Consider the following 23542-nt stretch of genomic DNA (forward strand, 5'->3'; position numbering starts at 1 on the left):
TCTGGAGGAGATGCCGTTATGCCTTCGCACCGGTCCGCGCGGACCGCGACCGCCGTTCCCCGACGGGCCGGTGTCGGCCTCAAGCCGGACCATTGCGCCGAGATCCTCGCAACCCGGCCGGACATCGGCTTCTTCGAGGTGCATGCCGAGAACTACATGGGCGACGGTGGCGCGCCGCACCGCACGCTCGAGGCGATCCGGCGCGACTATCCACTGTCGCTGCACGGCGTCGGCCTGTCGATCGGCGGCGAGGACCCGCTCGACACGAACCATCTTTCCCGTCTCAAGCGCCTCGTCGAACGCTACGAACCAGGTCTGTTCTCCGAGCATCTGGCATGGTCATCGCACGATACGGTCTGTTACAACGACCTCCTGCCGGTGCCTTACGACGCGCTGACCCTGGGCCGGGTCGCGGAGCATGTCGACCAGGTCCAGGAGAGGCTCGGGCGCCCCATGCTGCTGGAAAATCCGTCGACCTATGTCGCCTTCGAGCGCAGCACCATGAGCGAACTCGAGTTCCTGTCCGAACTCGTGCGCCGCACCGGCTGCGGCCTGCTGCTCGACGTCAACAATGCCTATGTCTCTGCCATTAATCACGGCCGCTCGCCGGAGGTCTATCTGGCCGCCTTTCCGCTCGCCGCCGTCGGCGAGATTCATCTCGGCGGCCATGCGCCGGATGCCGACGACGAGGGCCGACCGCTGTTGATAGACGCTCACGACCGGGCCGTCGACGCGCAGGTCTGGCGTCTTTTTGCCGACACCGTTGCGCGCAGCGGGCCGCTGCCGACGCTGATCGAATGGGACAACGACGTGCCGTCCTGGCCGGTACTGAAGGGCCAGGCAGAGGAGGCTGACCGCATCCTGGCGGATCTCGGTCCCGGGGAGGCGCGCTGTGCCCTCGCCTGACGGCAACGCCGGCTTCGGCGCCGCGCTGCTGCGCCCCGACCTGCCGGTGCCGGAGGGGCTTTCCGTGTCCGGAGGCCGCTCGCCGAAGCGCCGTTTCGGCGTCTACCGGAACAACGTCGTCGTCGGTCTGGTCGATTGCCTGCTGGCGACGTTTCCGGCGCTCGCCGCGCTGCTCGGGGCGGATTATTTCCGTGCGCTTGCGCGCCTCTATGTCGCCGGGCATCCGCCCCGCTCGCCGGTGCTGATCCTGTATGGCGACACCTTTCCGGACTTCGTCGAGCGCTTTCCGCCGCTTGCCGACTATCCTTACCTCGGCGACGTCGGACGGCTCGAGTGGGCCTGGCTGTCGGCCTATCATGCGGTGGATGAGGCAGTGCTTGCGCCCGGGGCGCTGGCGCTGCTGCCCGCCGAGGCGCTCGACGGGCTGCGCCTTGTCGCCCATCCGGCCGCCCGCCTTGTCGCGTCGCGTTGGCCGGTGTTCGAGCTTGCGCGCGCCAACCGCTTCGAGCTGGGCAGCCCGCAGCCAGGGGATCTGCACGCCGCCCAGACTGTTCTGGTCACGCGTCCGGACGTCGACGTGGAACTCCGCAGCCTCGATCCGGGAACAGCCGCGCTCGCCGCCGCCCTGCTTGGCGGGGCGACGCTCGGCGCGGCGAGCGAGCTGGCCGTGTCCGCTGATCCGGATCTGGTTCTTGCCGACGGCCTGGCCGTCCTGCTGGCCTCCGGGGCGTTCGCCGGGCTTGCGCCGTAGCGGTCCATCTTACTTGAACGCCGGCGACCGCGTGCCGGCATGGGGGAAGGTTTACAGCATGTCTGCTTTGATCGGTTTTTCCGTTCGTCTCTATGTGGCCGTGTTCGGCGGTCTGGAACGGCTCACCGACGGCTGGTTCGTCGGTCTGGCGGCCCGCTTCGTGTTCGCCTCCGTGCTGCTGGTCTATTTTCTCAACTCGGCGCTGACCAAGGTCGGGCCGGGGCCGTTCGGATTCCTCGAACCGAGTGTCGGGGCCTATGCACAGATCCTGCCCGCCATGATGGAAGCGGTCAGCTACGATACCGGCCGGATCGCCTTCTTTCCCTACGGCCTGATCGTGCTGCTTGGCACCTGGGCCGAGTTTCTCCTGCCGGTCATGGTTGTCGCCGGTCTGTTCACCCGCGCCGCCAGCCTCGGCATGATCGGCTTCGTGATCGTGATGAGCTATGTAGACATCACCGGCCACCATGTCGGCGCCGCCACCGTCGGCGCCTTGTTCGACGGCAATCCGGGCGCGATGATCGCCGACCAGCGGCTGCTGTGGGCGTTCGTGCTCCTGGTGCTGGTGCTCAAGGGGCCGGGCGGCCTGTCGCTGGACGGCCTGCTCGGCCGGCTCTGGCGCGGCGGCAAGCGGTACTACTGAGCCGGAGTCCGGACCGAGACGGCGCCTTGCCAGGCTGCAGGGTTCCTGATTAAAGCGTGTGATGACCTTCGCAAGCGACAACTGGGCCGGCGCCAGCGCGGCGGTGATGGCGGCACTGGCCCGCCACAATGCCGGCTTTGAGCCCGCCTACGGCACCGATCCGCTGACGCAAGCCGTCACCGCGCGCCTTGCCGAGCTGTTCGAACGCGACGTCGCGGTGTTCTTCGTCGCGACCGGCACGGCGGCCAATGCGCTCGCCTTGTCGGCCGTCGCGCGGCCCGGCGGAGTGGTGTTCTGCCATGCCGAGTCGCACATCCAGGTCGACGAATGCGGCTGCCCGGAGTTCCTGACCGGCGGCATGAAGCTGCGCGGTATCGACGGGGAGGGCGGCAAGATTGGCCCGGCCGCCCTCGAGCGGGCGATGGCGGCGCATCCGGACGGCGTCGTCCATCACGGCCAGGTCGCAGCCGTGTCGATCACCCAGGCGACCGAATCCGGCACCGTCTACGCGGTCGACGAGATCCGGGCGCTGAAGCGCGTCGCCGCAGGCCGCGGCGTGCCGCTGCACATGGACGGCGCCCGCTTCGCCAACGCCCTCGTTGGTCTCGATGTCAGCCCGGCTGAGATGACCTGGAAGGCCGGCGTCGACGTGCTGTCCTTCGGCGCCACCAAGAACGGCTGCTGGTGCGCCGAGGCCGTCGTGTTCTTCGATCCCGCCGCCGCGAAGGAGTTCGGCTACCTGCGCAAGCGGGCCGGGCACCTGCTCTCCAAGAGCCGCTTCGTCGCCGCCCAGTTCGACGGCTATCTCGCCGACGGCCACTGGCTCGACAACGCCCGTCACGCCAATGCCATGGCCGCGCGGCTCGGCGCCGGCCTGGTGGCTTCGGGCGCGGCCCGGCTCGCCTGGCCGGTTGCGGCCAACGCGGTGTTCGCGATCCTGCCGCGCGACCGGCTGGCCCGGCTTGAGGCGGCCGGCCAGCGCTGCCACGAATGGTCGGCCGAGGGCCTGCCGGAGGGCGAGCGTCCCGCTGCGGACGAGGCGCTGGTGCGCCTCGTCGCCTCCTTCGCCACCACGGTCGACGAGGTCGACCGGTTCCTGGCGCTGGCAGCCGGCGCGGACTGAGCGGTCCTGGCCTCGGGCCTTGAACGAAAAAGGCGCCCGAGATGCGGGCGCCTTCGTGTGGCTGATGGGGCCGTTTCGAGCGGCGCGTTATGCCGACAGGGTCTCGATCTGCTTCGGCGCGCCGGTCGCGATCTCGATCCGGCGCGGCTTCATCGCCTCGGGAACTTCCCGCACCAGGTCGATGTGCAGCAGACCGTTCTCCAGATGCGCGCCCTCGACGCGGACGAATTCGGCAAGCTGGAAACGGCGCTCGAAGGCGCGCGAGGCGATGCCGCGATAGAGCACGTCACGGCCGTCTTCCTCTGCGGGTTTCTCGCCCTTGACCGTCAGCACGTGTTCCTTGGCCTCGACCGAGAGGTCCTTGTCCGCGAAGCCGGCCACGGCCATGCTGATGCGGTAAGCGTTCTCGCCGGTGCGCTCGATGTTGTAGGGCGGATAGCTCGGCGCATCGGAATTCATCTGGTCCAGCATGGAGAACAGACGGTCGAAGCCGACGGTCGACCGGTAGAGCGGGCTGAAATCGAGATGACGCATGGTTCGTGAGTCCTCTTCTTGAGCAACAGAACATCCGACTGACGCTTCCCCCATTTTGCGGCGGGAAGCCGGTCTTTTCCGCAGGCCCTACTGGCGCCTGCGGGAATGAGGTGGGCAATCCGACCCGGCGTTTCAAGTCCCTGCATCCTGGTCCCTGCATCCCGGGCCGGGCGTGTGAACGGGCGATGAACGGCGCCTTCCGCTGCCGTTCAAGCGCTGTGCGGCACAGTCGTCTCCACGATCGGCGAGACCGGTCGTCCAATGCCCCTCGTAGAGACGGAGATGCACCGATGTTCAAGAAGACCTTCGCCACCGCCATCCTTGCCGGAGCGACCCTTTTCGCCGCCCAGTTCTCCGGCGCCCAGGCGCAGGCCGCGTCCCGCGGCCCGACCGCCGAGGTACCGGCTGCCGTCCAGATCGACTATCGCCGCGGCGGTCGGGGCTGGGATGACGATCGCCGCCATGGCCGGCACGGCCGCCTGCAACCGCACGAGATCCGCAGGAGCCTCGTCCACCAGGGCTACCGGCACGTGGCGGACATGCAACCGCGCGGTTCGGTCTATGTCGTGCGGGCGGTCGGCTGGCGCGGCATGCCCCAGCAGCTCATCGTCGACGCCTATACCGCACGCATCCTCGAGCGTCGGCCGGCCGGCTACGGCCCGCACGGCGGCCATCGCTGGTAAGCGGCATGCGAAGGTGCGCTTCCGCGGTCCGTCCGAGCCCTGTGCCGGCCGGATCGCGGGGCAATTCCTGTTGAGGCCCGCCGGACGGATCTGTATCAGTTGGCAGTCGTCCGCACGCGAAAGAATTCATGAGCCTCATCGATCTTCCCGAAAACCCCGTGCCGCCCGGAGCGGTCTGCGGTTATGTCGACACGCCGGACGGCGCCTCCATTCGCTATGCGCGCTGGCCCGCGGCCGGCGGGACGATCCGGGGCACGGTCACCCTGCTGCACGGGCGCGCCGAGTTCATCGAGAAGTACTTCGAGGTCGTGGCCGACCTCCGGAAGCGTGGCTTTGCCGTCGTCGCCTTCGACTGGCGCGGCCAGGGCGGCTCGAACCGCCAGTTGCGCAACCCGGTCCGCGGCCACATCCGCGACTTTTCCCGCTACCGGATCGACCTCGAAACCGTCATCGACTCCGTTTCGCTTGCCGATTGTCCGGGACCGCATTTCGCGCTCGCCCATTCGACCGGCGGCGCCGTGCTGCTGTCGGCGGCCGAACGCCTGCGTACGCAGATCCACCGGGCGGTGCTCTGCGCGCCGCTGATCGGCCTGCGCGACTTCGGCCCGAAGGAACGCCTGATCTATCGCGTCGCCGCGGTGTTGACCTGGCTCGGTTTCGGGCGCGCCTTCATCCCCACCGGCAATGGCGTGGTGACCACGACCTTCGAGGCGAACAAGCTGACCAGCGACCGCGTCCGCTTCGAGCGTATGAACGCGGTGCTGGCCGCGGCTCCGCATCTCGGCGTCGGGTCGCCGACCAACGGCTGGCTCTACGCCGCGGCCCGCGCCCTGCGCCGGTTCCGCCATCCGGATTTCGGCCCCAGCGTGCGCCTGCCGATGCTCATCGTCGCGGCGGGTAACGACCGGATCGTCTCGACCCGCGCGGCCGAGGATCTGGCCACGCGGACCAAGGCGGCCGGCTATGTCGAGATCCCCGGCGCACAGCATGAGTTGATGATGGAAGCGGACGTCTACCGTGACCAGTTCTGGGCAGCCTTCGACGCCTTCATTCCCGGGCAGGACTGAAGCGATCGGGTTCTCAGACCGGCACGCGCGACAGTTCGGTGAGCACGATGTCGTGCAGGTGCGGATCGCCGCTGGCGACGATGCGGCCGCCGTCGACCGGCGAACCGCCGGTCCAGGTGGTCATCACGCCGCCGGCGCCCTCGACGATCGGCGCCAGGGCGACGACGTCATACGGCTGCAGGCCGGTCTCGACGACCAGGTCGGCGTGGCCGGCCGCGACCATGCAATAGGCATAGCAGTCGGTGCCGTAGCGGGCGAGGCGCGCCTGCGCTTCCAGCCGGTCGTAGGCCTCGCGCTCGACCTCCTGCAGGATGCGCGGCGACGTGGTCAGCACGACCGCATCCTTCAACGCCCGGCAGGGCCGTGCCGTCAGCCTGCGCTCGCCGAGCGGCCCCTTGTACCAGGCCGACTGCGTGTCGCCGCAATAGCGTTCGCCGACATAGGGCTGGACCATCATGCCGAGACACGGTCTGCCGGCCGTCTTCAGCCCGATCAGCGTGCCCCAGGTGGGCAGGCCGGTGATAAAGGCGCGCGTGCCGTCGATCGGGTCGAGCACCCACACATGTTCCGCATCGGTGCGTTCCAGGCCGTATTCCTCGCCCAGGATGCCGTGGTCCGGGTAGGTCTCGTTGATCAGCGCGCGCATCGCCGCCTCGCCGGCGCGGTCGGCGATGGTCACCGGATCGAAGCCGCCCGCGAGCTTGCTCTCGACGGCGTGATCGGTGCGGAAATGCGGCAGGATCGCCGCCGCGGACGCTGCCGCCAGACGCTCCAGGAAGGGGAAGAAGTCATGTTCCAGCTGCATGGGTGGATTGCGCCTGTTGCATGGCCTGGCGACCTGAGACGTCAGCCGGGCGGTCCGGGTTACGGGTTTTTGCGCAGAATTCCCTTTATTTCAGCGACTTAAATAAATCTCCGCGCCTCCGCCTTGTAGCGGGTCGCGCCATCGGCCGTCAAAGCGAAACGCGAAATGCGACATCTGAGCCCTTGACCTTTGTGCATTGCAATGCGAACTTGTTGCAGCGCGATACGACGCGTTGCGTTGTAGCGCCGCCCTCCTTGGGCGTTTCCTCCCTAGACTCGGGCCGCCTCTCACGAGAGCGGCCCCTTTTTTTGCCCGGGCGGAAGGTCCCGACGGCAGTTCCGTCGTCATGGCTAGGCGCGGCTACTCGGCTGCGATGGCGCCGGTGGCGAAGGCGCCGTCCGGCATGGCCGTCAGTTCGAAGGCGAAGTCCGCAAGGTCGCGTGCCAGCGCGTCGAATCCCGGCGTGCGCTCGTGGGTGGCCTCGTCCATGTAGAGGCCGCGGTTGATCTCGATCTGCAGGGCGTGCAGGCCCTTGGCCGGCCGGCCGTAGTGTTCGGTGATGAAGCCGCCGGCATAGGGCTTGTTGCGGCTGACCGTGTAGCCCTTGGCCTTCAGAATGGTCGCCGCCGCGTCGGTCAGCTCGACCGGACAACTCGTGCCATAGCGGTCGCCGAGGATGAAGTCCGGCCGCGTGCCGGTGGTCTGGCAGCGCACGGACGAGGGCATTGAGTGGCAGTCGATCAGCACCGCATAGCCGAAGGCGACATGGGTGTGCGCCAGCAGCCGGCGCAGCGTGTTGTGATAGGGCTTGTAGATCTCCTCGATCCGGTACATCGCCTCGTCGACCGGCAGGCGACCGGCGTAGATCTCCTGGGATTCGCTGACCACCCGCGCGATGGTGCCGAGCCCTCCGGCGACGCGTATCGAGCGCACGTTGGCGTAGGAGGGCAGGCGGCCGTCGAACATCTTGGGATCGAGCTCATACGGCTCGCGGTTGACGTCGAGATAGGCGCGCGGGAAATGCGCCCGCAGCATCGGTGCGCCGAGCGGCACGACCGAGGCGAACAGTTCGTCGACATAGGCATCCTCCGATCGGCGGATCGCCAGGGCGTCGAGGCGCGAGGCGGCGAGGAAGCCGTGCGGATAGCAGTGGCCGGAATGCGGCGAGTTGAACACGAAGGGCAGTCGCTGGTCGGCCGGGGCGAGGACCTCGAAGGCCGGTTCCTCGCGAAAGTCTGTCACGATCCGCATTCTGCTCTTCCGCTCTTTAGATCCGGCGCCCGACCCCCGCGCCCACTTTCGACCGGGAATTGTCACACCGTAATGTTGCCAAGGAATCAACGCACCTGTCCACAACAAGTCGTGGCGCTGCGCGTTCGGCCGTGCTTCACTCTATCTTTACGGCGAATTGGAACTATAAAACCGGAAAGTCCGGAGCGGGGCAGCCTGCGCTGGAGCGTTCATGGTGGAGTTTGACGGTTGCAGAACATGTCGCGGATCCTTCTGGCGGAAGACGACAACGATATGCGGCGCTTTCTGGCGAAGGCGCTCGAAAATGCCGGCCACGACGTGGTCTCGTTCGACAACGGCCGGAGCGCCTATGAACGGCTGCGCGAGGAACCCTTCGCCCTGCTGCTGACCGACATCGTGATGCCCGAGATGGACGGCATCGAACTGGCGCGGCGCGCGACCCAGCTCGATCCGGATCTCAAGGTGATGTTCATCACCGGCTTCGCCGCCGTGGCGCTCAATCCCGATTCCAACGCGCCCAAGGACGCCAAGGTGCTGTCCAAGCCGTTCCACCTGAAGGACCTGGTCCAGGAAGTGGAGCGCATGCTGGCAGCCTGAGTCGGCTTTCCACAGGCTGGCAGGGGGCGGCAGGAAGGCCGTCGATTGTTTGACGGTTCTCCGATTTCGGGTCTTGCACCGGTCGGCGATCCCCGTTATATCGCTGTCCACCGCAGCGCTTCGGCGCTTCTTTCCGAGGTTTTCGGGCGTGTAGCTCAGCGGGAGAGCACTACGTTGACATCGTAGGGGTCACAGGTTCAATCCCTGTCACGCCCACCATTTTCGCGCAGCGGACGGTCACGGCCGGTCGCTGTGCAGGCAGCCGGGGAGAGGGATCGTGCGCCATTCGGCGCGATGCGGTCCCGCCCGCAAGGCCGCCGTCCATGCGGGCGCTTCACGCGCCCGTTTCTTTTGAGTTGAACAGCAGGGCCCTTCCGGGGGACGGAACGATGAAGATCAAGAACTCGCTCAAGTCGCTGATGGCGCGTCACCGGGAAAACCGCATGGTTCGCCGCAAGGGCCGCGTCTACATCATCAACAAGAAGAACCCGCGCTACAAGGCCCGCCAGGGCTGAGCCGCAGACGCGCTCGCGAACTCGTGAGCGCCTCCTTGTGCGTTTCTCGGATTGACCGCCGCAGCCGACGGATCATACTCGTCGGCATGCGGATTTTTGTGCTTCTCGGATTCCTGTTCGTCTGGCTGCCGGCCCTTGAGGCCGCGCCGCCCGCCCTTCCTTCCCAGCTCGGGCCGGGCGAGGAGGAGGCCTCGCCCGACGATCTCGGCACGCTGCCCGACGAGAGCGTCGAGGGTGTCGAGGCGCCGCCCGAGGACACACCGCTCGACGTCCTCTTCCGCAACCTCGCCGCGGCTCCCGACGACGAGACCGCCCGGCGCATCGCCCGCAAGATCCAGATCCTGTGGCTGCAGTCGGGCAGCGACACCGTCGACCTGCTGATGGAACGGGCCGCGAGCGCGCTCAAGGCCGGCAACCATCCGCTCGCCCTCGACCTGCTTGACACCGTCGTGTCCCTCAGGCCCGACTACACCGAAGGCTGGAACCGGCGCGCGACCGCCCACTACCTGCTGCAGGACTACGGCCGCTCGCTGGTCGACATCGAGCGAGTGCTCGCGCTCGAGCCGCGCCACTGGGGTGCGCTGTCCGGCCTCGGCATCATCCAGCGCCAGCTCGACGAGCGCGCTGCCGCCCTGCAATCCTTCCGGCGGGCGCTCGAGATCAATCCCGGTCTCGACACTGCCCGCAAGGCCGTCGAGGCGCTGGAAAAGGCCGAGCAGGGCGCGCCGATCTGATGCCGGCCGGCGGGCCAAGGGCCGGACGGGGCGCGGTCCGGGGCGCGGTCCGGATGGCGGCGCAGGAGCCCGCTTCCGTTTCGGCGTGAACCGCGCTATGTCGACGCCATGATTGCCACGTTTCTCGCCGTGCTGGCCCTGCTGGCGGGCTACACCGAATTCCGCCGGCGCAGGATCCTTGCTGCGCACCGTCCGACGGGCTCCTTCGCGGAGATCGCCGGCGAGCGCCTGCACTATCGCTTCGTGCCTCCTGACCCTGGCCGCGCAGACCTGCCCGTGCTGGTGTTCCTGCACGGGGCGAGCGGCAACCTGGCCGATCTCGAACTGGCCTTCCTGGAGCCGTTGCGCGGCCGTTATCCGATGCTGTTCGTCGATCGCCCCGGCCTCGGCCATTCCGAGCGCTCGGATCCGCTGCAGGCCGCGCCCGCCGCCCAGGCGCGCCGTATCGCGGCCCTGCTCGAGCACTGCGGCATCGACCGCTGCGTCGCCGTCGGCCATTCCTTCGGCGCCGCAGTCGCCGCCGCGCTCGCGCTTGAGGAGCCGGCGCGGGTGCGCGGCCTCGCCCTCGTCGCGCCGGCCAGCCACCCCTGGCCGGGCAAGGTGTCCTGGTACTACCGGTTTGCCGCGCTGCCCGGGGTGGGGCCGCTGCTGTGTCATACGCTGGCGCTGCCGGCGGCCGAACTGATGGCGCCGTCGTCCCTGCGTGGCGTGTTCGCTCCGGGCGAGCCGCCGCAGGGCTATGCGCGCGCCATCGGGCTGCCGCTGGTGTTCCGTCCGCGCAGCTTCCGCGCCAATGCCTGCGACCTCGCCGCGCTCAACGATCACCTGGCCGAACAGGCGCCGTTCTATCCCTCGCTGCGCCAGCCGGCCGTGGTCATCACCGGCGACGACGACAGGGTCGTGTGGCCGACCATCCATGCGGCCGGCCTCAAGCAGGACCTGCCCAACGTCCGGCTGATCGTGCTGGAAGGCGCCGGCCACATGCCGCACCATACCCACGGCCAGGAAACCCGGACCGCGATCGCCGCGCTGGCCGAGGTGATCGCGCGCGCCGGACAGCACAAGACGGCGGTCTGATCCCGGCCGTCTTGCGGGCCGGCTTCCGGCCTCCGGCTCAGATGCCGCCGAGGCCGTCGCTGCCGACGAAGGCGATGCGCAGCATGTTGGTCGAGCCGGGGGTGCCGAAGGGCACGCCGGCGGTGATGATGATGCGCTGGCCCGGCTTGGCGAAATGCTCCTGGTAGGAGATCCGGCAGGCGCGGTCGACCATGTCGTTCTCGTCGTGGGCGTCCTCGCTGACGACGCAGTGCAGGCCCCAGGCAAGCGCCAGGCGGCGCGCGGTGGAGACGACCGGCGACAGGGCGATGACCGGCGTCGACGGGCGCTCGCGCGCGGCGCGCAGGCCGGTCGCGCCCGAGGAGGTGTAGCAGACCACGGCGGCGAGGTTCAGAGTCTCGGCGATCTGGCGCGCGGCGGCGGAGATCGCGTCGGCGCCGGTGGCTTCCGGGTCCGTGCGCTGGGCGTGCACGATGGTGCGGTAGTTGGCGTCCTGCTCGACCTCCTGGGCGATCCGGTCCATGGTCTGGACCGCCTCGACCGGGAACTGGCCGGCGGCCGATTCGGCCGACAGCATGATCGCATCGGCGCCCTCGAACACCGCGGTCGCCACGTCCGACACCTCGGCGCGTGTCGGCACCGGCGCGGTGATCATCGATTCCAGCATCTGGGTCGCGACGACGACCGGCTTGCCGGCGCGCCGCGCGGCGCGGGTGATGCGCTTCTGCAGTCCGGGAACCTTCTCCAGCGGCATCTCGACGCCGAGGTCGCCGCGCGCCACCATCAGCGCGTCCGACAACTCGATGATCTCGTCCAGCCGGTCGATCGCCTGCGGCTTCTCGATCTTGGCCAGCACGCCGGCGCGTCCACGGACGATCTTGCGCACCTCAGCGATGTCGTCCGGGCGCTGGATGAAGGACAGGGCGACCCAGTCGACGCCGGCGTCGAGCACCGCCGTCAGGTCGCTGCGGTCCTTGTTGGTCAGCGCGCTCATGGCGATCTCGCTGTCGGGCACGCTGACGCCCTTCTTGTCGGACAGCTTGCCGCCGACCTCGACGCGGGTCACCGCGCGCTCGGCCGTGCATTCGCTCACGCTGAGGCGGATCTTGCCGTCGTCGAGCAGCAGGCGGTGGCCGGGCTCCAGTGCGCGCAGGATTTCCGGATGCGGCAGATGGACGCGGGTGACGTCGCCGGGGGCGGGATCGGAATCGAGCACGAAGGTCGCACCGTCCTCAAGCACTACCGGGCCGTCGGTGAACTTGCCGACGCGCAGCTTGGGGCCCTGCAGGTCGGCCAGGATGCCGATCGGCCGGCGCACGGCGTCCTCGACCGCCCGGATCCGCCCGACCAGCTCGCGCATCAGAGCGTGGTCGGCATGGCTCATGTTGATGCGGAACACGTCCGCGCCGGCCTGGTAGAGCTTCTCAATGCTAGCCTGATCTGAGGACGACGGGCCGAGGGTTGCGAGGATCTTTACCCGTCTGTTGCGCCTCATCGTCCGCCTGTCCCCTGCTGTACCGGTTCGGTGAGTTGAACCGTCCAATTGCTCTGTTCGCCCGTATCGATCTCGAAGAAGCCCGTGCGTTCGTAGCCGCGCGCCACGCAATCCTCTATCCCGCGGATGGTGAATTCCTTTTCGCGCGTGCACATGTAGGCACGTCCGCCCCATTCGCCGAACTGGTCGTAATCAACCGCGTAGATGTAATAATACCGTGACACCAGGGCACCCGGAACCAGCGTCTCGCAGGAATTGGGGGAAAGGTTCCACCAGCCTTCCGTGACCCAGTCGGTCTTGTCCTTGTAGCCGATGGCGACACCGACCTGGCTTTCGGTCTTGTTGCACAGGCGCAAGTCCGCCCGGGCAGGATCCACGAACACCGCCAGAGCGAGAAGTGCGGCCAGGGCACTTGCCGGCATTCCGGCAAGCAGTCGGTGGATGATCGATCCCGACAGGCGGCGCACCCCATTTGTGTTCATCTGCAATCGCTTGTCTCGCGGCATTCGAATCTAGGCTTTTTGCGGGGCCGGTCAGGTCTTGTCAACGACGATGGCTCGGAAGTCGTTGACATTCGTATAGGTCGGTCCCGGGACGAGCAGATCCGAGAGTGTCTCGAAAAAACCCGTGCTGTCGTTTCTGGCCAGAAATGAGGCGGCATCAAGGCCCCTGGCCCGCGCGCGGTCCAGTGTGCCGGGATCGACGAGGGCGCCGGCCGGATCTGTGGAAAGCCCGCGTCCGCCGTCGGTGCCGTCGGTGTCGCCCGCGAGCGCCGCAATGCCGGGAGCCCCGTCAAGAGCCAGCGCCAGAGCCAGCGCGTATTCCTGGTTCGGTCCGCCGCGTCCGTCGCCGCGAATCGTAACCGTCAGTTCGCCGCCCGACAAAAGCACACAGCGCCGTCCGGCCCCCGCCATCTCGCGGGCCAGGCGGGCGTGCTCCGCCGCGCGATCGCGTGCCTCGCCCTCCAGGCTGTCGCCGAGCAGTACGGCCACGTAGCCGGCAGCCTCGGCGACGCGCGCCGCCGCCTCGAGCGAGGCCTTCGGCCGGGCGACGATCCGGAAGGTGGTCGGCTCGAAGGCGGCATCGCCCGGCTTGGGGGTCTCGTTGGCCGGATCGGCAAGCGCGGCGCGGATCGAGGCGGCCGGCTCGATGCCGCGCGCAAGGCAGATCGCGCGGGCATCGGCGAGCGTCGTCGGATCCGGCACGGTCGGTCCCGAGGCGATCACCGCCGGGTCGTCGCGCGGCACGTCGGAGATCGCCAGCGTGGTCAGCCGTGCGCCGCGCCCGAGCGCCTGGGCCAGGTGGCCGCCCTTGATGCGTGACAGGTGCTTGCGCACGGTGTTGATCTCGTCGATCGTCGCGCCGGAGCGCAGCAGGGCCTTGGTCAGCGCCTGCTTGTCCGCCAGCGAGACGCCGGCGACCGGCGCGATCCAGTTGGCCGAGCCGCCGCCCGACAGCAGCACCACGACATGATCGCCCGGGCCGGCGGTCCGGGCGAGGTCGAGCACCCGCCGTGTGGCCTCGACGCCGGCCTCGTCGGGCACGGGGTGACCGGCCTCGACCAGTTCGAGGCTGCCGGTTGGCCGCGCATAGCCGTGGCGCGTTACGCACAGCCCGGTCAGACGGTCGGGCCCCAGCCCGCGGTCCTCGCGGTAGTGCCGTTCGGCAACCTCGGTCATCGCCCCACCCGCCTTGCCGGCGGCCAGCAGGACGATGCGTCCGTCGGCTTCGGGCAGGTGGGCTGGCAGGCACTGTGCGGGATGCGCCGCTGCCACGGCGGCATCGAACAGGCTCTTGAGGAAAGGTGCGAAACGGGTGTCGGTTGCCATGCAATGGGTGTTGGTTCGCCGGGTGTGTTGCTCTATTCCTACGGAACTCCGATCCCTGCGTCATCCGCAATTGCGCCCGTCCGTGCCGATCATGACCTGCCAGACCTCCGCCCGGCCCCAGGCCCATAGCGCGCCCTTCGTGCCGACCGAATCCGTCGAGGGTGACCTTGCCGGCGGGTTGCTGCTCCTTTGCGACCATGCCCGCAACGACATCCCGGTCGAATACGGCGACCTCGGCCTGCCGGCAGATCAGTTCCGGCGTCACATCGCCTATGACATCGGCGTGCGTCCGCTGACGCTGGAACTGGCGCGCCGGCTGAACGCGCCGGCCCTGTTCACGACCTTCTCCCGGCTGCTGATTGATCCCAACCGCGGCGAGGACGATCCGACCATCGTCATGCGGTTGTCGGACGGGGCCGTGGTGCCGGGCAATGCCCGCATCGATGCGGCGGAGCGGCAGTCCCGCATCGAGCGCTTCCACCGGCCCTATCACGATCTGATCGAGACGACGCTCGACCGCATGCTCGCGCTTGGCTCCCCGCCGGTGGTGATATCGATCCACAGCTACACGCCGGTCTGGCGCGGCACGCCGCGGCCGTGGCACGCCGGCATCCTGTGGGACAAGGACCCGCGCGCGGTGGTTCCCCTGCTGGAGGGTCTCGCGCGCGATCCCGCCCTGGTCGTCGGCGACAATGAGCCTTATGACGGCGCGCTCAAGAACGACACCATGTACCGTCACTGCACCTCGCGCGGCCTCGCCCATGCGTTGATCGAGGTGCGCCAGGACCTGATCGCGGACGAGACCGGCGTCGCCGACTGGGCGGAGCGCCTGACGCCGTTGCTCGCGGGTCTTGCCGGAATGCCCGCGTTGCGCGAAATCTGCCACTATGGATCGCGCGGCGACTGACCGGCCCGCCCGAGCGGCCAATGCCAGGGAGAGACAGCGATGAGCCTTGACGAGAAGACCCGCACCGAACTGGAAGCCGCCGCGTTCCGGCGCCTGGTCGAGCACCTGCGCCAGCGGACCGACGTGCAGAATATTGACCTGATGAATCTCGCCGGCTTCTGCCGCAACTGCTTGTCCAACTGGTACCAGGAGGCGGCGCAGGCACGCGGTATCGACATGCCGAAGGACGAGGCACGCGAGACCGTCTACGGCATGCCCTATGATGTCTGGAAGGAAAAGTACCAGACCGAAGCCTCCGAGGCCCAGAAGGAAGCGTTCAAGACCAGCCATCCCGGCCATTGAGACCGATTGCCATAGCGGGACCAGCGTCTGGTGTGGCGGCCAGGCGTCTTGACCGGCCGCCGGGAGTCTGGCAGGGCAATGCCCCGATCCAACCCAACAGGAGTAGCCTACCCATGTCAGATCCGGGCGGCGTTGCCGCGGACCAGCTGCGAGCCTTTGTCGAGCGTATCGAGCGCTTGGAAGAGGAGAAGAAGGTCATCTCCGACGACATCAAGGACGTCTATGCGGAGGCCAAGGGCAACGGTTTCGACGTCAAGATCCTGCGCAAGGTGATCTCGCTGCGCAAGAAGCAGCCGCATGAGCGCGAAGAGGAAGAGGCCGTCCTCGACCTTTACCTGCAGGCCCTCGGCATGGCGGTTCAGGGCAACATGTAACCTCGGACTGCGATGGGTTCGCCCCATCGCGGTCCACTCGCGCCCGTGCGGGCCCGGCCGCCGCAGCCTCGTCACGACCCGCCCGAAGGTCATCGGGTCGGGCCTCCCTCCCGGAGGTCACCCGGGCGAGCAGCCCTCCGCCGTCACCCCGGGCGAGCAGCGCGAGACCCGGGGCCTGTTCGTTGCCAGAGCGTTGGTTGATTGGCTCGGTGCGCACCGCTGCGCCCTTGGCGCTTGGCCCCGATTCTGCGCTTGGCTGCGGCCGATCTCACGCTAGGAACGCAGGGCACGGGCGGGACAGCCCGCCTCGCACCGCTTGCGGCTCGTCGGACTGCGGCTCAGCGGGTGAACATGACCGGAAGGACGACCACGGCGGCGCCGGCGAAGCGGTCCGTGCGCAGGTCGTCGTACGGCAGTCTGTCGAAGCCCTTGCTCAGGAACCGGTTGCCCGGCGCCAGGAAGGTGTTCAGGGCGCGCTGGTTCGGGTGGCTGAGCATCGAGAACGTGCCGTTGCGGGTCGTCGCGGTTCCGGAGATCAGCTGCGGCGCGGACTTGTCGGGCAGGCTGGCGAAGCCGGCCAGCGGATCGTGAATCACGGCCGGCGGAACCTGACCGGAAACGGACGTCGGCCTGGCGGGCTTGTTGCGGGCCTCGGCGGCTCTTGCGGCAGCTGCCGCGACCTTCTCCTGCAGCAGAGACTGGGCTGTCGGCTGGGCCGGCGTTCCGGTCGCCGAGGCATAGGCAAGGGTGCTGGTGCCGATCTGGGGCTTGCGAGCAGCGTCCGGATCGCCGCCGGTCGCGGCGACGATGGCGGCAACCGGGTCCGTCGCCGTGGAGGCAACGAGCGCGGCGGGCTTGATCGGCGGCAGGGCGAAGCGGCCGGCGTCGGCCGGCGCGACGGTCGCAGTGCTCGCAATGATCGGGGTGGAGGCCGCCGCGGGTGCGGCGCCGCTTTCGAGCGCGAGGCGCTGGGAATCGAGCGTGTTCGGCGCGGCCGTGGCAGCCGAGGCGAGGGTCAGAGTGCCGGCCGCCGGCTGCGGCTTGGTGCGCGGCAGCGCGGTGGCCACCAGTGCCGGCACGGACACGGCCGGTGCGGGGTCTTCGGTCGGCTGGGGGGCGGCTTCCGCTTTGAGCACGGGCACCGGCGGTGCGACGGTGACAGGGGCGTTGGCGCCGGCCGTCGAGGCGTTGGCGGTCTGCCCGACGCCCGGAGCGTTGCCCGGAACGGCGCCCGGCGGAACCGGTGCGCCCGGCCGCACGGCCGCGACGCGGGCGGAGGCGACCGCCTCTTCGTTGTCCTCCTCCTCGTCGGAGAACAGGGCGGCGAGGAAGTTCCTGCTGCGTCCGGGGGCGGGGCGGACCAGGTCGCCATCCTGGCCGGCGGTCAGATTCTGGCCGGTGGTACGCGGCCCGGTGCCCGAAGGCGCGGCGGCGGCGACCACGGTCGGCGACGAACGGCGCCCGGACTTGAGGTCGGCGAGCGCCTGCTGATATCCGGCCATCGGCTTGCCGTCGGACGGGATGTGAACGGTTCGCCCATCGGGGAAGACCTTGGCAAGCTGGGCGCGGGACATCTTCGGCCAGTGCCGCACGCTGCCGGTATCCAGATGGACGAAGGGCGAGCCGGAGGTCGGATAGAAGCCGACGCCGCCGACCTGCTTGCGCAGGCCCGTGGCCCGCAGGGTTGTCAGGTCGACGCCGGGGATGAAGAAATCCATCGCCTTGCCGCGCGTGTGCTGGCTGTTCTGGGCTACCCCGCGTGAACGTTGGCGCAGCATGTTGTTGGTGGCCGGAGAGCGGTAGCTGGAGACCACGTGGATGTAATCGCGCCCGCCGACCTCCTGATACACTTCCCAGACTAGGTCCAGCAGCTGCGGGTCGATGGTGGTCATCTCGTTGCGACGCCAGTCACGCAGGAAGCGGTTGATGTCGCGCAGGCCGGAGGGAACGTAGCGACCGTTCTTCTTGAAGGTGATCTCCACCCGTTCCTTGGTGTGCGTGTTGTAGAGCTTGAGGGTCCTGGTTTCCGCATGAGCGGCGGAAAGATCCGGAACGATCAGGAGCGGCGCCAGGAGGAGGGCGCCCAATACGCATACAAGAGCCGCGGCACGCTGCAACCCCTTGACGGCGTAGCTTCGAACTATCCGTTCACGCAAATCACTTCTCGCAGTCTGACGGTCTTCCGACCGGTTTGCACCCCCCCGATCACGGGAGTGAAACTAGCCGCCCCAAGTTAAGAACATTTTACCGTGATTTCATTTGAGGCCCAATAGTGGCGGAAATGCAACGTCTGACAAGAAAATATCCCGCAGTCCTCTGTTTTCATTCAAATATATGATTTTAAATGAAAAAATATCAAAACGTCGACCGTTTGCGTCGCCCCGACGGGCCTTTCCGGCGCCTGATCTTGTCGCGAAAGGAGGACACGCAAGCGGATTCGTCGGTTCGGGCGGCCCCCGGCCTATTCGGCCGCGTCCTGCGCGTCGCCGTCGTCGAGGCCGTAGTCCTTGAGCTTGCGGTAGAGCGTCGAGCGGCCGATGCCAAGCCGCCGGGCGACCTCGGTCATGCGCCCGGCATAGTGATGGATCGCGGTGCGGATCATCTCCTCCTCGACCGCCTCGAGCGTGCGCACGTGGCCGTCGTCGGCGAGGCTGCGCATGAAGCCGAACGGCGCCGAGCCGTCCGGCGCGGCGAAGGCGGGCTCGGCGGCCGGACGGGCGCCGGCGGGCGCCTCGACGGCGGGCATCTCGGCGGCGGGCAGGGGATGGTCGAGGGCGGCTGCGACCTGCGGGAAGTCGGCGACGGTCAGATGGTCGCCGTCGCACAGCACGACGGCGCGGAACACGGCGTTCTCCAGCTGGCGGATGTTGCCCGGCCAGGCATAGGCCTGCAGCATCGCCAGCGCCTCGGGCGCGACCGAACTCACCTGCGGCTTGCCCTCCTCGGCGGCGAAGCGGGCGAGGAAGTGGCGCACCAGCGCCGGGATGTCCTCCGTGCGGTCGCGCAGCGGCGGGATCCAGATCGGGAACACGTTGAGCCGATAGTAGAGGTCTTCGCGGAAGCGGCCCTCCTTGACCAGGTCGATCAGCCGCCGGTTGGTCGCCGAGATCAGTCGGAAGTCGACCTTCGCCGGCCGGCGCGCGCCGATCGGGTCGATCTCGCCCTCCTGCAGGGCGCGCAGCAGCTTGACCTGCACCTCCATCGGCAGTTCGCCGACCTCGTCGAGGAACAGGGTGCCGCCATGGGCCTCCTGGAACTTGCCGACGTGCCTGTCGACGGCGCCGGTGAAGGCGCCCTTCTCATGGCCGAACAGGATCGACTCGACCAGGTTGTCGGGGATCGCGCCGCAGTTGACGGTGACGAAGGGCTTCGACTTGCGCTCGCCCGACCCCTGGATGGCGCGCGCGATCAGCTCCTTGCCGACGCCGCTCTCGCCCTCGATCAGGATCGGGATGGTGGACGAGGCGGCACGCTGGCCGAGCCTGAGCACCCGTTCCATCGCCGGCGACTTGGTGACGATGTCGGCGAAGGTCAGCGTTCCGGCGGCCTGCTTGCGGATGCGGGTGATCTCGCCCTCCAGCGCGGAGACCTTGAGCAGGTTGCGGATCGACACGTCGAGGCGCTCCGGCGCCACCGGCTTGACGACGAAGTCCTGCGCGCCCGCGGTCATGGCGTTGACCACCGTGTCGATGCCGCCGTGGGCGGTCTGCACGATCACCGGCGTGGCGATGCGTTCCGCGCGCAGCCGGCGCAGCACGCCGATGCCGTCGAGTTCGGGCATCACCATATCGAGGATGACGAGGTCTATCTCGGCGCCTTCCGGTCCGGTCATGATGCGCACCGCCTCGGCGCCGTTGTCGGCGGTCTTGAACCGGTAGCCGAAGCGCTGCACCGCCTCCTGGAGAAGGCGGCGCTGGATCGGGTCGTCGTCGACGATCAGGATGCGCCCGGTGGCCGGCTGCATGGTGATGGGGCCTCGTCTGCGCCGCGAACGGCTGGCAACTGTTCCAATTCGGGCCATCTTGGTCGAAGGCGGGTAAACAAATCGTCCACCCGATGGCAGCCCGTGCTGAGGCCGGCGATTGCCGAACCGGGGCATTGCGCCCTAAACAGGGGGAATGCCGGCTCGCGTCCGCGTCCAGCCGGCCGCGACATCCAACCGGAGGACCCATGACCCGTTCCGATCCCGCCCGATCCGCCGCCGCCCTCGGCAGCCTGCCCGAATGGGACCTGACGGATCTCTATCCCGCGCCCGATGCGCCGGAGGTCAAGGCGGACCTCGCCGCCGCGCTGGACCGTTCGAAGGCCTTCGAGACGGCCTACAAGGGCACGCTGGCGGATCTGGCGTCCGGCGACCGCGCCGGCCTGCTCGCCGCGGTCAAGGCCTACGAGGCGCTGGAGGACCTGCTCGGCCGGCTGATCTCCTTCGCCGGCCTGGTCTATTCCGGCCAGACCACGGATCCGGCGCGGCAGAAGTTCTACGGCGACGTGCAGGAGCGCATCACCACCGCCGGCTCGCATCTGCTGTTCTTCACCCTGGAGCTCAACTCGATCGACGACGCGGTGCTGGAGGCGGCGCTTGCCGCCGACGCGGGCCTTGCCCATTACCGGCCCTGGTTCGAGGATCTGCGCAAGGAGAAGCCTTACCAGCTCGAGGACCGGGTCGAGCAGCTGTTCCACGAGAAGTCGGTGACCGGGCGCGGCGCCTGGAACCGCCTGTTCGACGAGACCATCGCCTCGCTGCGCTTTTCCGTCGACGGTCGCGAGCTCGCCGTCGAGCCGACGCTGAACCTGCTGCAGGACGCGGATCCTGCGACCCGGAAGGCGGCCGCCGAGGCGCTGGCGGCGACCTTCCGCGACAATCTGCGGCTGTTCACGCTGATCACCAACACGCTGGCCAAGGACAAGGAAATCTCCGACCGCTGGCGCAAGTTCGAGGACATCGCCGACAGCCGCCACCTCGCCAACCGGGTCGAGCGCGAGGTCGTCGACGCCATGGTCGCCGCCGTGCGCGAGGCCTATCCGCGCCTGTCGCACCGCTACTACCGCCTCAAGGCGCGCTGGCTCGGCATGGAGCGGCTCAACCACTGGGACCGCAACGCGCCGCTGCCCAAGGCCGACACGCGCGTCATTCCCTGGGAGGAGGCGCGCGACACGGTGCTTGCCGCCTATGCCGGCTTCTCGCCGGAGATGTCGGAGATCGCCGGGCGGTTCTTCGTCCGAAACTGGATCGACGCCCCGGCGCGCGATGGCAAGGCGCCCGGCGCCTTCGCCCACCCGACCGTGCCGAGCGCGCATCCCTATGTGCTGGTCAACTACCTGGGCAAGACGCGCGACGTCATGACGCTCGCCCATGAGCTCGGCCACGGCGTCCACCAGGTGTTGGCGGCGCCGAACGGGCCGCTGATGGCGCCGACGCCGCTGACGCTCGCCGAGACGGCGTCCGTGTTTGGCGAGATGCTGACCTTCCGCGCTTTGCTCGACAAGGCGACGACGCCGGCCGCGCGCAAGGTCATGCTGGCAGCCAAGGCGGAGGACATGATCAACACCGTCGTGCGCCAGATCGCCTTCTACACCTTCGAGCGCAAGGTGCACGCGGAGCGCCGCGACGGCGAGCTTACGTCGGAGCGGATCGGCGAGATCTGGCTCGAGGTGCAGGCCGAGAGCCTCGGTCCGGCGATCCGGCTCGGCGAGGGGTACGAGACCTTCTGGACCTACATCCCGCATTTCATCCACTCGCCGTTCTACGTCTATGCCTATGCCTTCGGCGACTGCCTGGTGAATTCGCTCTATGCGGTCTACCAGGAGGCCGAGGAAGGCTTCGCGAAGAAGTACTTCGCCCTGCTGAAGGCCGGCGGCACGCGGCACCATTCCGAGTTGCTCGCGCCCTTCGGCCTCGATGCGGCGGACCCGGACTTCTGGAAGAAGGGCCTGTCCGTGATCGAGCGCATCATCGACGAACTGGAGGCAATGGACGGCGCGTGAGTCGCGGGCATGCCTCGGAAGGCGAAGCGTCCGCAGGCGCGGCGAGAGGCGATCCGCCGGGGCGATGCCCGTGGCACGGCGGAAGGACATGTGATATTTTTGGTATTACCTTTTGATACCCGAGGAGCGTCCATGCCTGCTGCCCATCCCGTCACCGTGAAGCTCGATCCGGATGTTCACGATCGGGTCCGCCAGCTCGCCAAGGCGCAGCGCCGCTCCGCGCATTTCCTGATGCGCGAGGCGATCACCCAGTATGTCGAGCGCGAGGAAAAGCGCGAGGCGCTCAGGCAAGATGCGATGACCGCCTGGGGAGCCTATCAGGCGACCGGTCGGCACGTCCCCCACGCCGAGGCTGATGACTGGCTGGCGCGGCTCGAGGCTGGGGAGGACGTGGACCCGCCGCAATGCCGCGATTGATCTGGACGCCGGAAGCCCTGCGGGACGTCCAGCGCTGCTACCGCTTCCTCGCCTTGAGGAACCCCGCCGCCGCGTCCCGTGCCGTGCGGGCGATACGCGAGGAAATGCAGGTGGTGGCGGCGCATCCCGGCGCGGGGCGCCCGGTCGAGACGATGGATCCGGCGTTCCGGGAATGGCTGATTGGTTTTGGCGACAGCGGCTATGTCGCGCTGTACCGGCTGGACGGCGATGTGGCGGTGGTCCTGGCCGTCCGCCACCAGAAAGAAGCGGGGTATTCCTGAGCCATCCCTTGCGTTCCGAAGGCGGGCCTGCGGCTGGGACCGGGTCGGTGGATCGGCAAGGAACCGAAGCTGCCAGAGGAGGGCCCGCGTGCAGGCGACATTGCTGCCGGCCTGCGACGTCGCGCGCCGCGAGACCAGCCCGGACGGGCTGCTCGACCTTTCCGTGAGCCCGGATTATCTTCGACGCAAATCCGTTGAACGGGTTGGACCACGAGGTCATGGAGCAGTTGGACCGATGAGGGCGATCAGTGACATGCCAGGGCTGCGCGCGATGGTGCGGCTGGAGCTGGCCCATGCGGCACGCGGCACACCCGCCCCCGCCGCATCATGAACGTTTTCCGGCACACCCCCTATGACGGCTCGAAACAACCGTTCTCCATCGGGCTGGAACCGGTGGCGCCGGCCGCATGGTTCGATCCCGACGGCCATCTGATTGCCCATCTCGACCAGAAGGCGCGTTTGCTTGCCGAGCGTCGCGACGTCGTCTTCCGCGCCGAGCCGGAGACCGGGGCGGCGCAGGCCGAAGTGCTGCGCATGCTCGTCGCGCATCTGTCCGAGGCCCATCCGACGCGCTACCGGCGCGCCGGCGATGCCGTGATCGTCACCGGAGCGCAGGGTGCGACCGATCGCCGCGTCGCGCTCGACGCCGACGAGCCGCCGCTGCTGACCGCCTCCCGGCTGGTGCAGGAAGACCTGGTGATCATGCGCAAGGGCGAGGGCGGCTACCGGCTCGCCGCCGCCTCGCTGTGCTTTCCCTCGTCCTGGTCGCTGGCCGAAAAGTTCGGCCAGCCGATGGCGGCCATCCACACCAAGGTGCCGGGCTTCGCCGGCCGCATGGGCCAGGTCGTCGACCGCATCTTCGACAACCTGAAACCGGATCAGCTGGTCGGGCGGCTCAACTGGTCGATCTATGACGATGCCGACCTGCATCATCCCGAACCGAAGCAGCTGACGCCGCAGATCGAGGCCGACGGCGCCTCGGCGCTGGCCGCGCTGTTCGTTCGGGTCGAGCGCCAGACCCTGCGCCGGCTGCCGGACAGCGGCGACGTGCTGTTCACGATCAAGATCCATCACGACCCGATCCGCGCCCTGGAGGACCACCCGAGGAGAGCGGAACTCGCCGCCGGGCTGCTCACCCAGCTCCTGGCGCTCGACGTCGACCAGCTCGCCTACAAGGGCCTGACCCGCCATCGCGACCGGATCGCAGCGGCGCTGCAGGCCTTCGCGGCGGCGCCCGCCTGACTGAC

At 68.4% G+C, this 23542-nt stretch carries 25 protein-coding genes and 1 tRNA gene; 18 read left to right on the forward strand and 8 right to left on the reverse strand.

Annotated features, from left to right (window positions below; all coding sequences use genetic code 11):
• Positions 1-18: 18 nt before the first annotated feature.
• From bufB to SL003B_RS04330, 4 genes are all read left to right on the forward strand, one after another.
• Complete coding sequence (gene bufB, locus SL003B_RS04315; protein ID WP_013651597.1) at positions 19-906, forward strand: MNIO family bufferin maturase; 888 nt, start codon at positions 19-21, stop codon at positions 904-906.
• A complete protein-coding gene (locus SL003B_RS04320) occupies positions 893-1657 on the forward strand; it encodes an HvfC/BufC N-terminal domain-containing protein (protein WP_013651598.1) in 765 nt (254 codons plus the stop codon). Before bufB ends, SL003B_RS04320 begins: the two co-directional genes overlap by 14 nt.
• 58 nt (positions 1658-1715) lie before the next feature.
• Positions 1716-2300 (forward strand): DoxX family membrane protein, encoded by a 585-nt coding sequence (locus SL003B_RS04325; protein ID WP_013651599.1) that lies wholly within the window; start codon positions 1716-1718, stop codon positions 2298-2300.
• 61 nt (positions 2301-2361) lie between these two features.
• Positions 2362-3423, forward strand: a complete 1062-nt coding sequence (locus tag SL003B_RS04330; protein WP_013651600.1) for a threonine aldolase family protein — start codon at positions 2362-2364, stop codon at positions 3421-3423.
• A gap of 87 nt (positions 3424-3510) precedes the next feature.
• Here SL003B_RS04330 and SL003B_RS04335 read toward each other — a convergent pair whose 3' ends face one another.
• The gene (locus SL003B_RS04335) at positions 3511-3957 is read right to left on the reverse strand and encodes an Hsp20 family protein (protein ID WP_013651601.1); all 447 of its coding nucleotides are present in this window, start codon (positions 3955-3957) and stop codon (positions 3511-3513) included.
• Between the two features lie 290 nt (positions 3958-4247).
• On the opposite strand from SL003B_RS04335, the gene SL003B_RS04340 reads away from it, so the two are divergent.
• The gene (locus SL003B_RS04340) at positions 4248-4640 is read left to right on the forward strand and encodes a hypothetical protein (protein WP_013651602.1); all 393 of its coding nucleotides are present in this window, start codon (positions 4248-4250) and stop codon (positions 4638-4640) included.
• Between the two features lie 128 nt (positions 4641-4768).
• Positions 4769-5707, forward strand: a complete 939-nt coding sequence (locus tag SL003B_RS04345; RefSeq protein ID WP_013651603.1) for an alpha/beta hydrolase — start codon at positions 4769-4771, stop codon at positions 5705-5707.
• 13 nt (positions 5708-5720) lie between these two features.
• Here the strand turns inward: SL003B_RS04345 and hisN are convergent, their stop codons facing one another.
• On the reverse strand, positions 5721-6512 hold the full coding sequence (hisN, locus tag SL003B_RS04350; RefSeq protein WP_013651604.1) for a histidinol-phosphatase: 792 nt from the start codon (positions 6510-6512) through the stop codon (positions 5721-5723).
• Between the two features lie 360 nt (positions 6513-6872).
• Positions 6873-7763, reverse strand: a complete 891-nt coding sequence (locus SL003B_RS04355; RefSeq protein ID WP_013651605.1) for an N-formylglutamate amidohydrolase — start codon at positions 7761-7763, stop codon at positions 6873-6875.
• Positions 7764-8000: 237 nt separating this feature from the next.
• On the opposite strand from SL003B_RS04355, the gene cpdR reads away from it, so the two are divergent.
• From cpdR to SL003B_RS04380, 5 genes are all read left to right on the forward strand, one after another.
• Positions 8001-8360: a cell cycle two-component system response regulator CpdR gene (gene cpdR / locus SL003B_RS04360; RefSeq protein ID WP_041375833.1), complete on the forward strand. Its 360-nt coding sequence runs from the start codon at positions 8001-8003 to the stop codon at positions 8358-8360.
• Positions 8361-8504: 144 nt separating this feature from the next.
• Positions 8505-8579 (forward strand) — tRNA-Val (locus SL003B_RS04365).
• 170 nt (positions 8580-8749) lie between these two features.
• Positions 8750-8875 carry a type B 50S ribosomal protein L36 gene (ykgO, locus tag SL003B_RS04370; RefSeq protein WP_013651607.1) on the forward strand — a complete coding sequence of 42 codons (126 nt, stop codon included), beginning with the start codon at positions 8750-8752 and terminating at the stop codon, positions 8873-8875.
• A gap of 86 nt (positions 8876-8961) precedes the next feature.
• Entirely contained in the window at positions 8962-9609 is a 648-nt protein-coding gene (locus SL003B_RS04375) for a tetratricopeptide repeat protein (protein WP_013651608.1), read from the forward strand.
• Between the two features lie 108 nt (positions 9610-9717).
• Positions 9718-10686, forward strand: coding sequence for an alpha/beta fold hydrolase (locus SL003B_RS04380; RefSeq protein ID WP_013651609.1), 969 nt, complete (start codon positions 9718-9720; stop codon positions 10684-10686).
• Between the two features lie 37 nt (positions 10687-10723).
• On the opposite strand, the gene pyk is transcribed toward SL003B_RS04380, so the two are convergent.
• From pyk to SL003B_RS04395, 3 genes are read right to left on the reverse strand one after another with little or no spacing between them, the layout of a single operon-like run.
• Positions 10724-12160, reverse strand: coding sequence for a pyruvate kinase (gene pyk, locus SL003B_RS04385; RefSeq protein WP_013651610.1), 1437 nt, complete (start codon positions 12158-12160; stop codon positions 10724-10726).
• Complete coding sequence (locus SL003B_RS04390; RefSeq protein ID WP_242390327.1) at positions 12157-12642, reverse strand: DUF1036 domain-containing protein; 486 nt, start codon at positions 12640-12642, stop codon at positions 12157-12159. Before SL003B_RS04390 ends, pyk begins: the two co-directional genes overlap by 4 nt.
• A gap of 51 nt (positions 12643-12693) precedes the next feature.
• A complete protein-coding gene (locus SL003B_RS04395; RefSeq protein WP_013651612.1) occupies positions 12694-13989 on the reverse strand; it encodes a glycerate kinase type-2 family protein in 1296 nt (431 codons plus the stop codon).
• Between the two features lie 91 nt (positions 13990-14080).
• Between SL003B_RS04395 and SL003B_RS04400 the strand changes: the two genes are divergently transcribed.
• The 3 genes from SL003B_RS04400 to SL003B_RS04410 all read left to right on the forward strand — a co-directional run bounded on the left by SL003B_RS04400 (position 14081) and on the right by SL003B_RS04410 (position 15612).
• Entirely contained in the window at positions 14081-14896 is an 816-nt protein-coding gene (locus SL003B_RS04400; protein WP_049792648.1) for an N-formylglutamate amidohydrolase, read from the forward strand.
• A gap of 39 nt (positions 14897-14935) precedes the next feature.
• Positions 14936-15238: a DUF1244 domain-containing protein gene (locus SL003B_RS04405; RefSeq protein ID WP_013651614.1), complete on the forward strand. Its 303-nt coding sequence runs from the start codon at positions 14936-14938 to the stop codon at positions 15236-15238.
• Between the two features lie 113 nt (positions 15239-15351).
• Entirely contained in the window at positions 15352-15612 is a 261-nt protein-coding gene (locus SL003B_RS04410; protein ID WP_013651615.1) for a DUF2312 domain-containing protein, read from the forward strand.
• Positions 15613-15950: 338 nt separating this feature from the next.
• Here SL003B_RS04410 and SL003B_RS04415 read toward each other — a convergent pair whose 3' ends face one another.
• Together SL003B_RS04415 and SL003B_RS04420 are read right to left on the reverse strand one after the other, a co-directional pair.
• Positions 15951-17699 (reverse strand): peptidoglycan L,D-endopeptidase MepK, encoded by a 1749-nt coding sequence (locus SL003B_RS04415; protein ID WP_013651616.1) that lies wholly within the window; start codon positions 17697-17699, stop codon positions 15951-15953.
• A 374-nt stretch (positions 17700-18073) separates the two neighbouring features.
• Positions 18074-19576: a sigma-54-dependent transcriptional regulator gene (locus tag SL003B_RS04420; RefSeq protein WP_013651617.1), complete on the reverse strand. Its 1503-nt coding sequence runs from the start codon at positions 19574-19576 to the stop codon at positions 18074-18076.
• Between the two features lie 206 nt (positions 19577-19782).
• On the opposite strand from SL003B_RS04420, the gene SL003B_RS04425 reads away from it, so the two are divergent.
• The 4 genes from SL003B_RS04425 to SL003B_RS04440 all read left to right on the forward strand — a co-directional run bounded on the left by SL003B_RS04425 (position 19783) and on the right by SL003B_RS04440 (position 23537).
• Positions 19783-21597 (forward strand): M3 family oligoendopeptidase, encoded by a 1815-nt coding sequence (locus SL003B_RS04425; RefSeq protein ID WP_013651619.1) that lies wholly within the window; start codon positions 19783-19785, stop codon positions 21595-21597.
• A 132-nt stretch (positions 21598-21729) separates the two neighbouring features.
• Positions 21730-22014, forward strand: coding sequence for a CopG family ribbon-helix-helix protein (locus SL003B_RS04430; protein WP_013651620.1), 285 nt, complete (start codon positions 21730-21732; stop codon positions 22012-22014).
• Positions 22002-22295 carry a type II toxin-antitoxin system RelE/ParE family toxin gene (locus SL003B_RS04435; RefSeq protein ID WP_013651621.1) on the forward strand — a complete coding sequence of 98 codons (294 nt, stop codon included), beginning with the start codon at positions 22002-22004 and terminating at the stop codon, positions 22293-22295. Before SL003B_RS04430 ends, SL003B_RS04435 begins: the two co-directional genes overlap by 13 nt.
• 327 nt (positions 22296-22622) lie before the next feature.
• Positions 22623-23537: a heme-dependent oxidative N-demethylase family protein gene (locus tag SL003B_RS04440; protein ID WP_013651623.1), complete on the forward strand. Its 915-nt coding sequence runs from the start codon at positions 22623-22625 to the stop codon at positions 23535-23537.
• Positions 23538-23542 lie beyond the last annotated feature (5 nt).

The sequence above is a fragment of the Polymorphum gilvum SL003B-26A1 genome (genome assembly GCF_000192745.1).
Classification (GTDB): domain Bacteria; phylum Pseudomonadota; class Alphaproteobacteria; order Rhizobiales; family Stappiaceae; genus Polymorphum; species Polymorphum gilvum.

Bases quoted from the DNA above. Each gene is read 5' to 3' on its own strand.
- bufB (WP_013651597.1), top strand. From the start codon at position 19: ATGCCTTCGCACCGGTCCGCGCGGACCGCGACCGCCGTTCCCCGACGG.
- SL003B_RS04325 (WP_013651599.1), top strand. From the start codon at position 1,716: ATGTCTGCTTTGATCGGTTTTTCCGTTCGTCTCTATGTGGCCGTGTTC.
- SL003B_RS04330 (WP_013651600.1), top strand. From the start codon at position 2,362: ATGACCTTCGCAAGCGACAACTGGGCCGGCGCCAGCGCGGCGGTGATG.
- SL003B_RS04335 (WP_013651601.1), bottom strand. From the start codon at position 3,957: ATGCGTCATCTCGATTTCAGCCCGCTCTACCGGTCGACCGTCGGCTTC.
- SL003B_RS04340 (WP_013651602.1), top strand. From the start codon at position 4,248: ATGTTCAAGAAGACCTTCGCCACCGCCATCCTTGCCGGAGCGACCCTT.
- SL003B_RS04345 (WP_013651603.1), top strand. From the start codon at position 4,769: ATGAGCCTCATCGATCTTCCCGAAAACCCCGTGCCGCCCGGAGCGGTC.
- hisN (WP_013651604.1), bottom strand. From the start codon at position 6,512: ATGCAGCTGGAACATGACTTCTTCCCCTTCCTGGAGCGTCTGGCGGCA.
- SL003B_RS04355 (WP_013651605.1), bottom strand. From the start codon at position 7,763: ATGCGGATCGTGACAGACTTTCGCGAGGAACCGGCCTTCGAGGTCCTC.
- cpdR (WP_041375833.1), top strand. From the start codon at position 8,001: ATGTCGCGGATCCTTCTGGCGGAAGACGACAACGATATGCGGCGCTTT.
- ykgO (WP_013651607.1), top strand. From the start codon at position 8,750: ATGAAGATCAAGAACTCGCTCAAGTCGCTGATGGCGCGTCACCGGGAA.
- SL003B_RS04375 (WP_013651608.1), top strand. From the start codon at position 8,962: ATGCGGATTTTTGTGCTTCTCGGATTCCTGTTCGTCTGGCTGCCGGCC.
- SL003B_RS04380 (WP_013651609.1), top strand. From the start codon at position 9,718: ATGATTGCCACGTTTCTCGCCGTGCTGGCCCTGCTGGCGGGCTACACC.
- pyk (WP_013651610.1), bottom strand. From the start codon at position 12,160: ATGAGGCGCAACAGACGGGTAAAGATCCTCGCAACCCTCGGCCCGTCG.
- SL003B_RS04390 (WP_242390327.1), bottom strand. From the start codon at position 12,642: ATGAACACAAATGGGGTGCGCCGCCTGTCGGGATCGATCATCCACCGA.
- SL003B_RS04395 (WP_013651612.1), bottom strand. From the start codon at position 13,989: ATGGCAACCGACACCCGTTTCGCACCTTTCCTCAAGAGCCTGTTCGAT.
- SL003B_RS04400 (WP_049792648.1), top strand. From the start codon at position 14,081: ATGACCTGCCAGACCTCCGCCCGGCCCCAGGCCCATAGCGCGCCCTTC.
- SL003B_RS04405 (WP_013651614.1), top strand. From the start codon at position 14,936: ATGAGCCTTGACGAGAAGACCCGCACCGAACTGGAAGCCGCCGCGTTC.
- SL003B_RS04410 (WP_013651615.1), top strand. From the start codon at position 15,352: ATGTCAGATCCGGGCGGCGTTGCCGCGGACCAGCTGCGAGCCTTTGTC.
- SL003B_RS04420 (WP_013651617.1), bottom strand. From the start codon at position 19,576: ATGCAGCCGGCCACCGGGCGCATCCTGATCGTCGACGACGACCCGATC.
- SL003B_RS04425 (WP_013651619.1), top strand. From the start codon at position 19,783: ATGACCCGTTCCGATCCCGCCCGATCCGCCGCCGCCCTCGGCAGCCTG.
- SL003B_RS04430 (WP_013651620.1), top strand. From the start codon at position 21,730: ATGCCTGCTGCCCATCCCGTCACCGTGAAGCTCGATCCGGATGTTCAC.
- SL003B_RS04435 (WP_013651621.1), top strand. From the start codon at position 22,002: ATGCCGCGATTGATCTGGACGCCGGAAGCCCTGCGGGACGTCCAGCGC.
- SL003B_RS04440 (WP_013651623.1), top strand. From the start codon at position 22,623: ATGAACGTTTTCCGGCACACCCCCTATGACGGCTCGAAACAACCGTTC.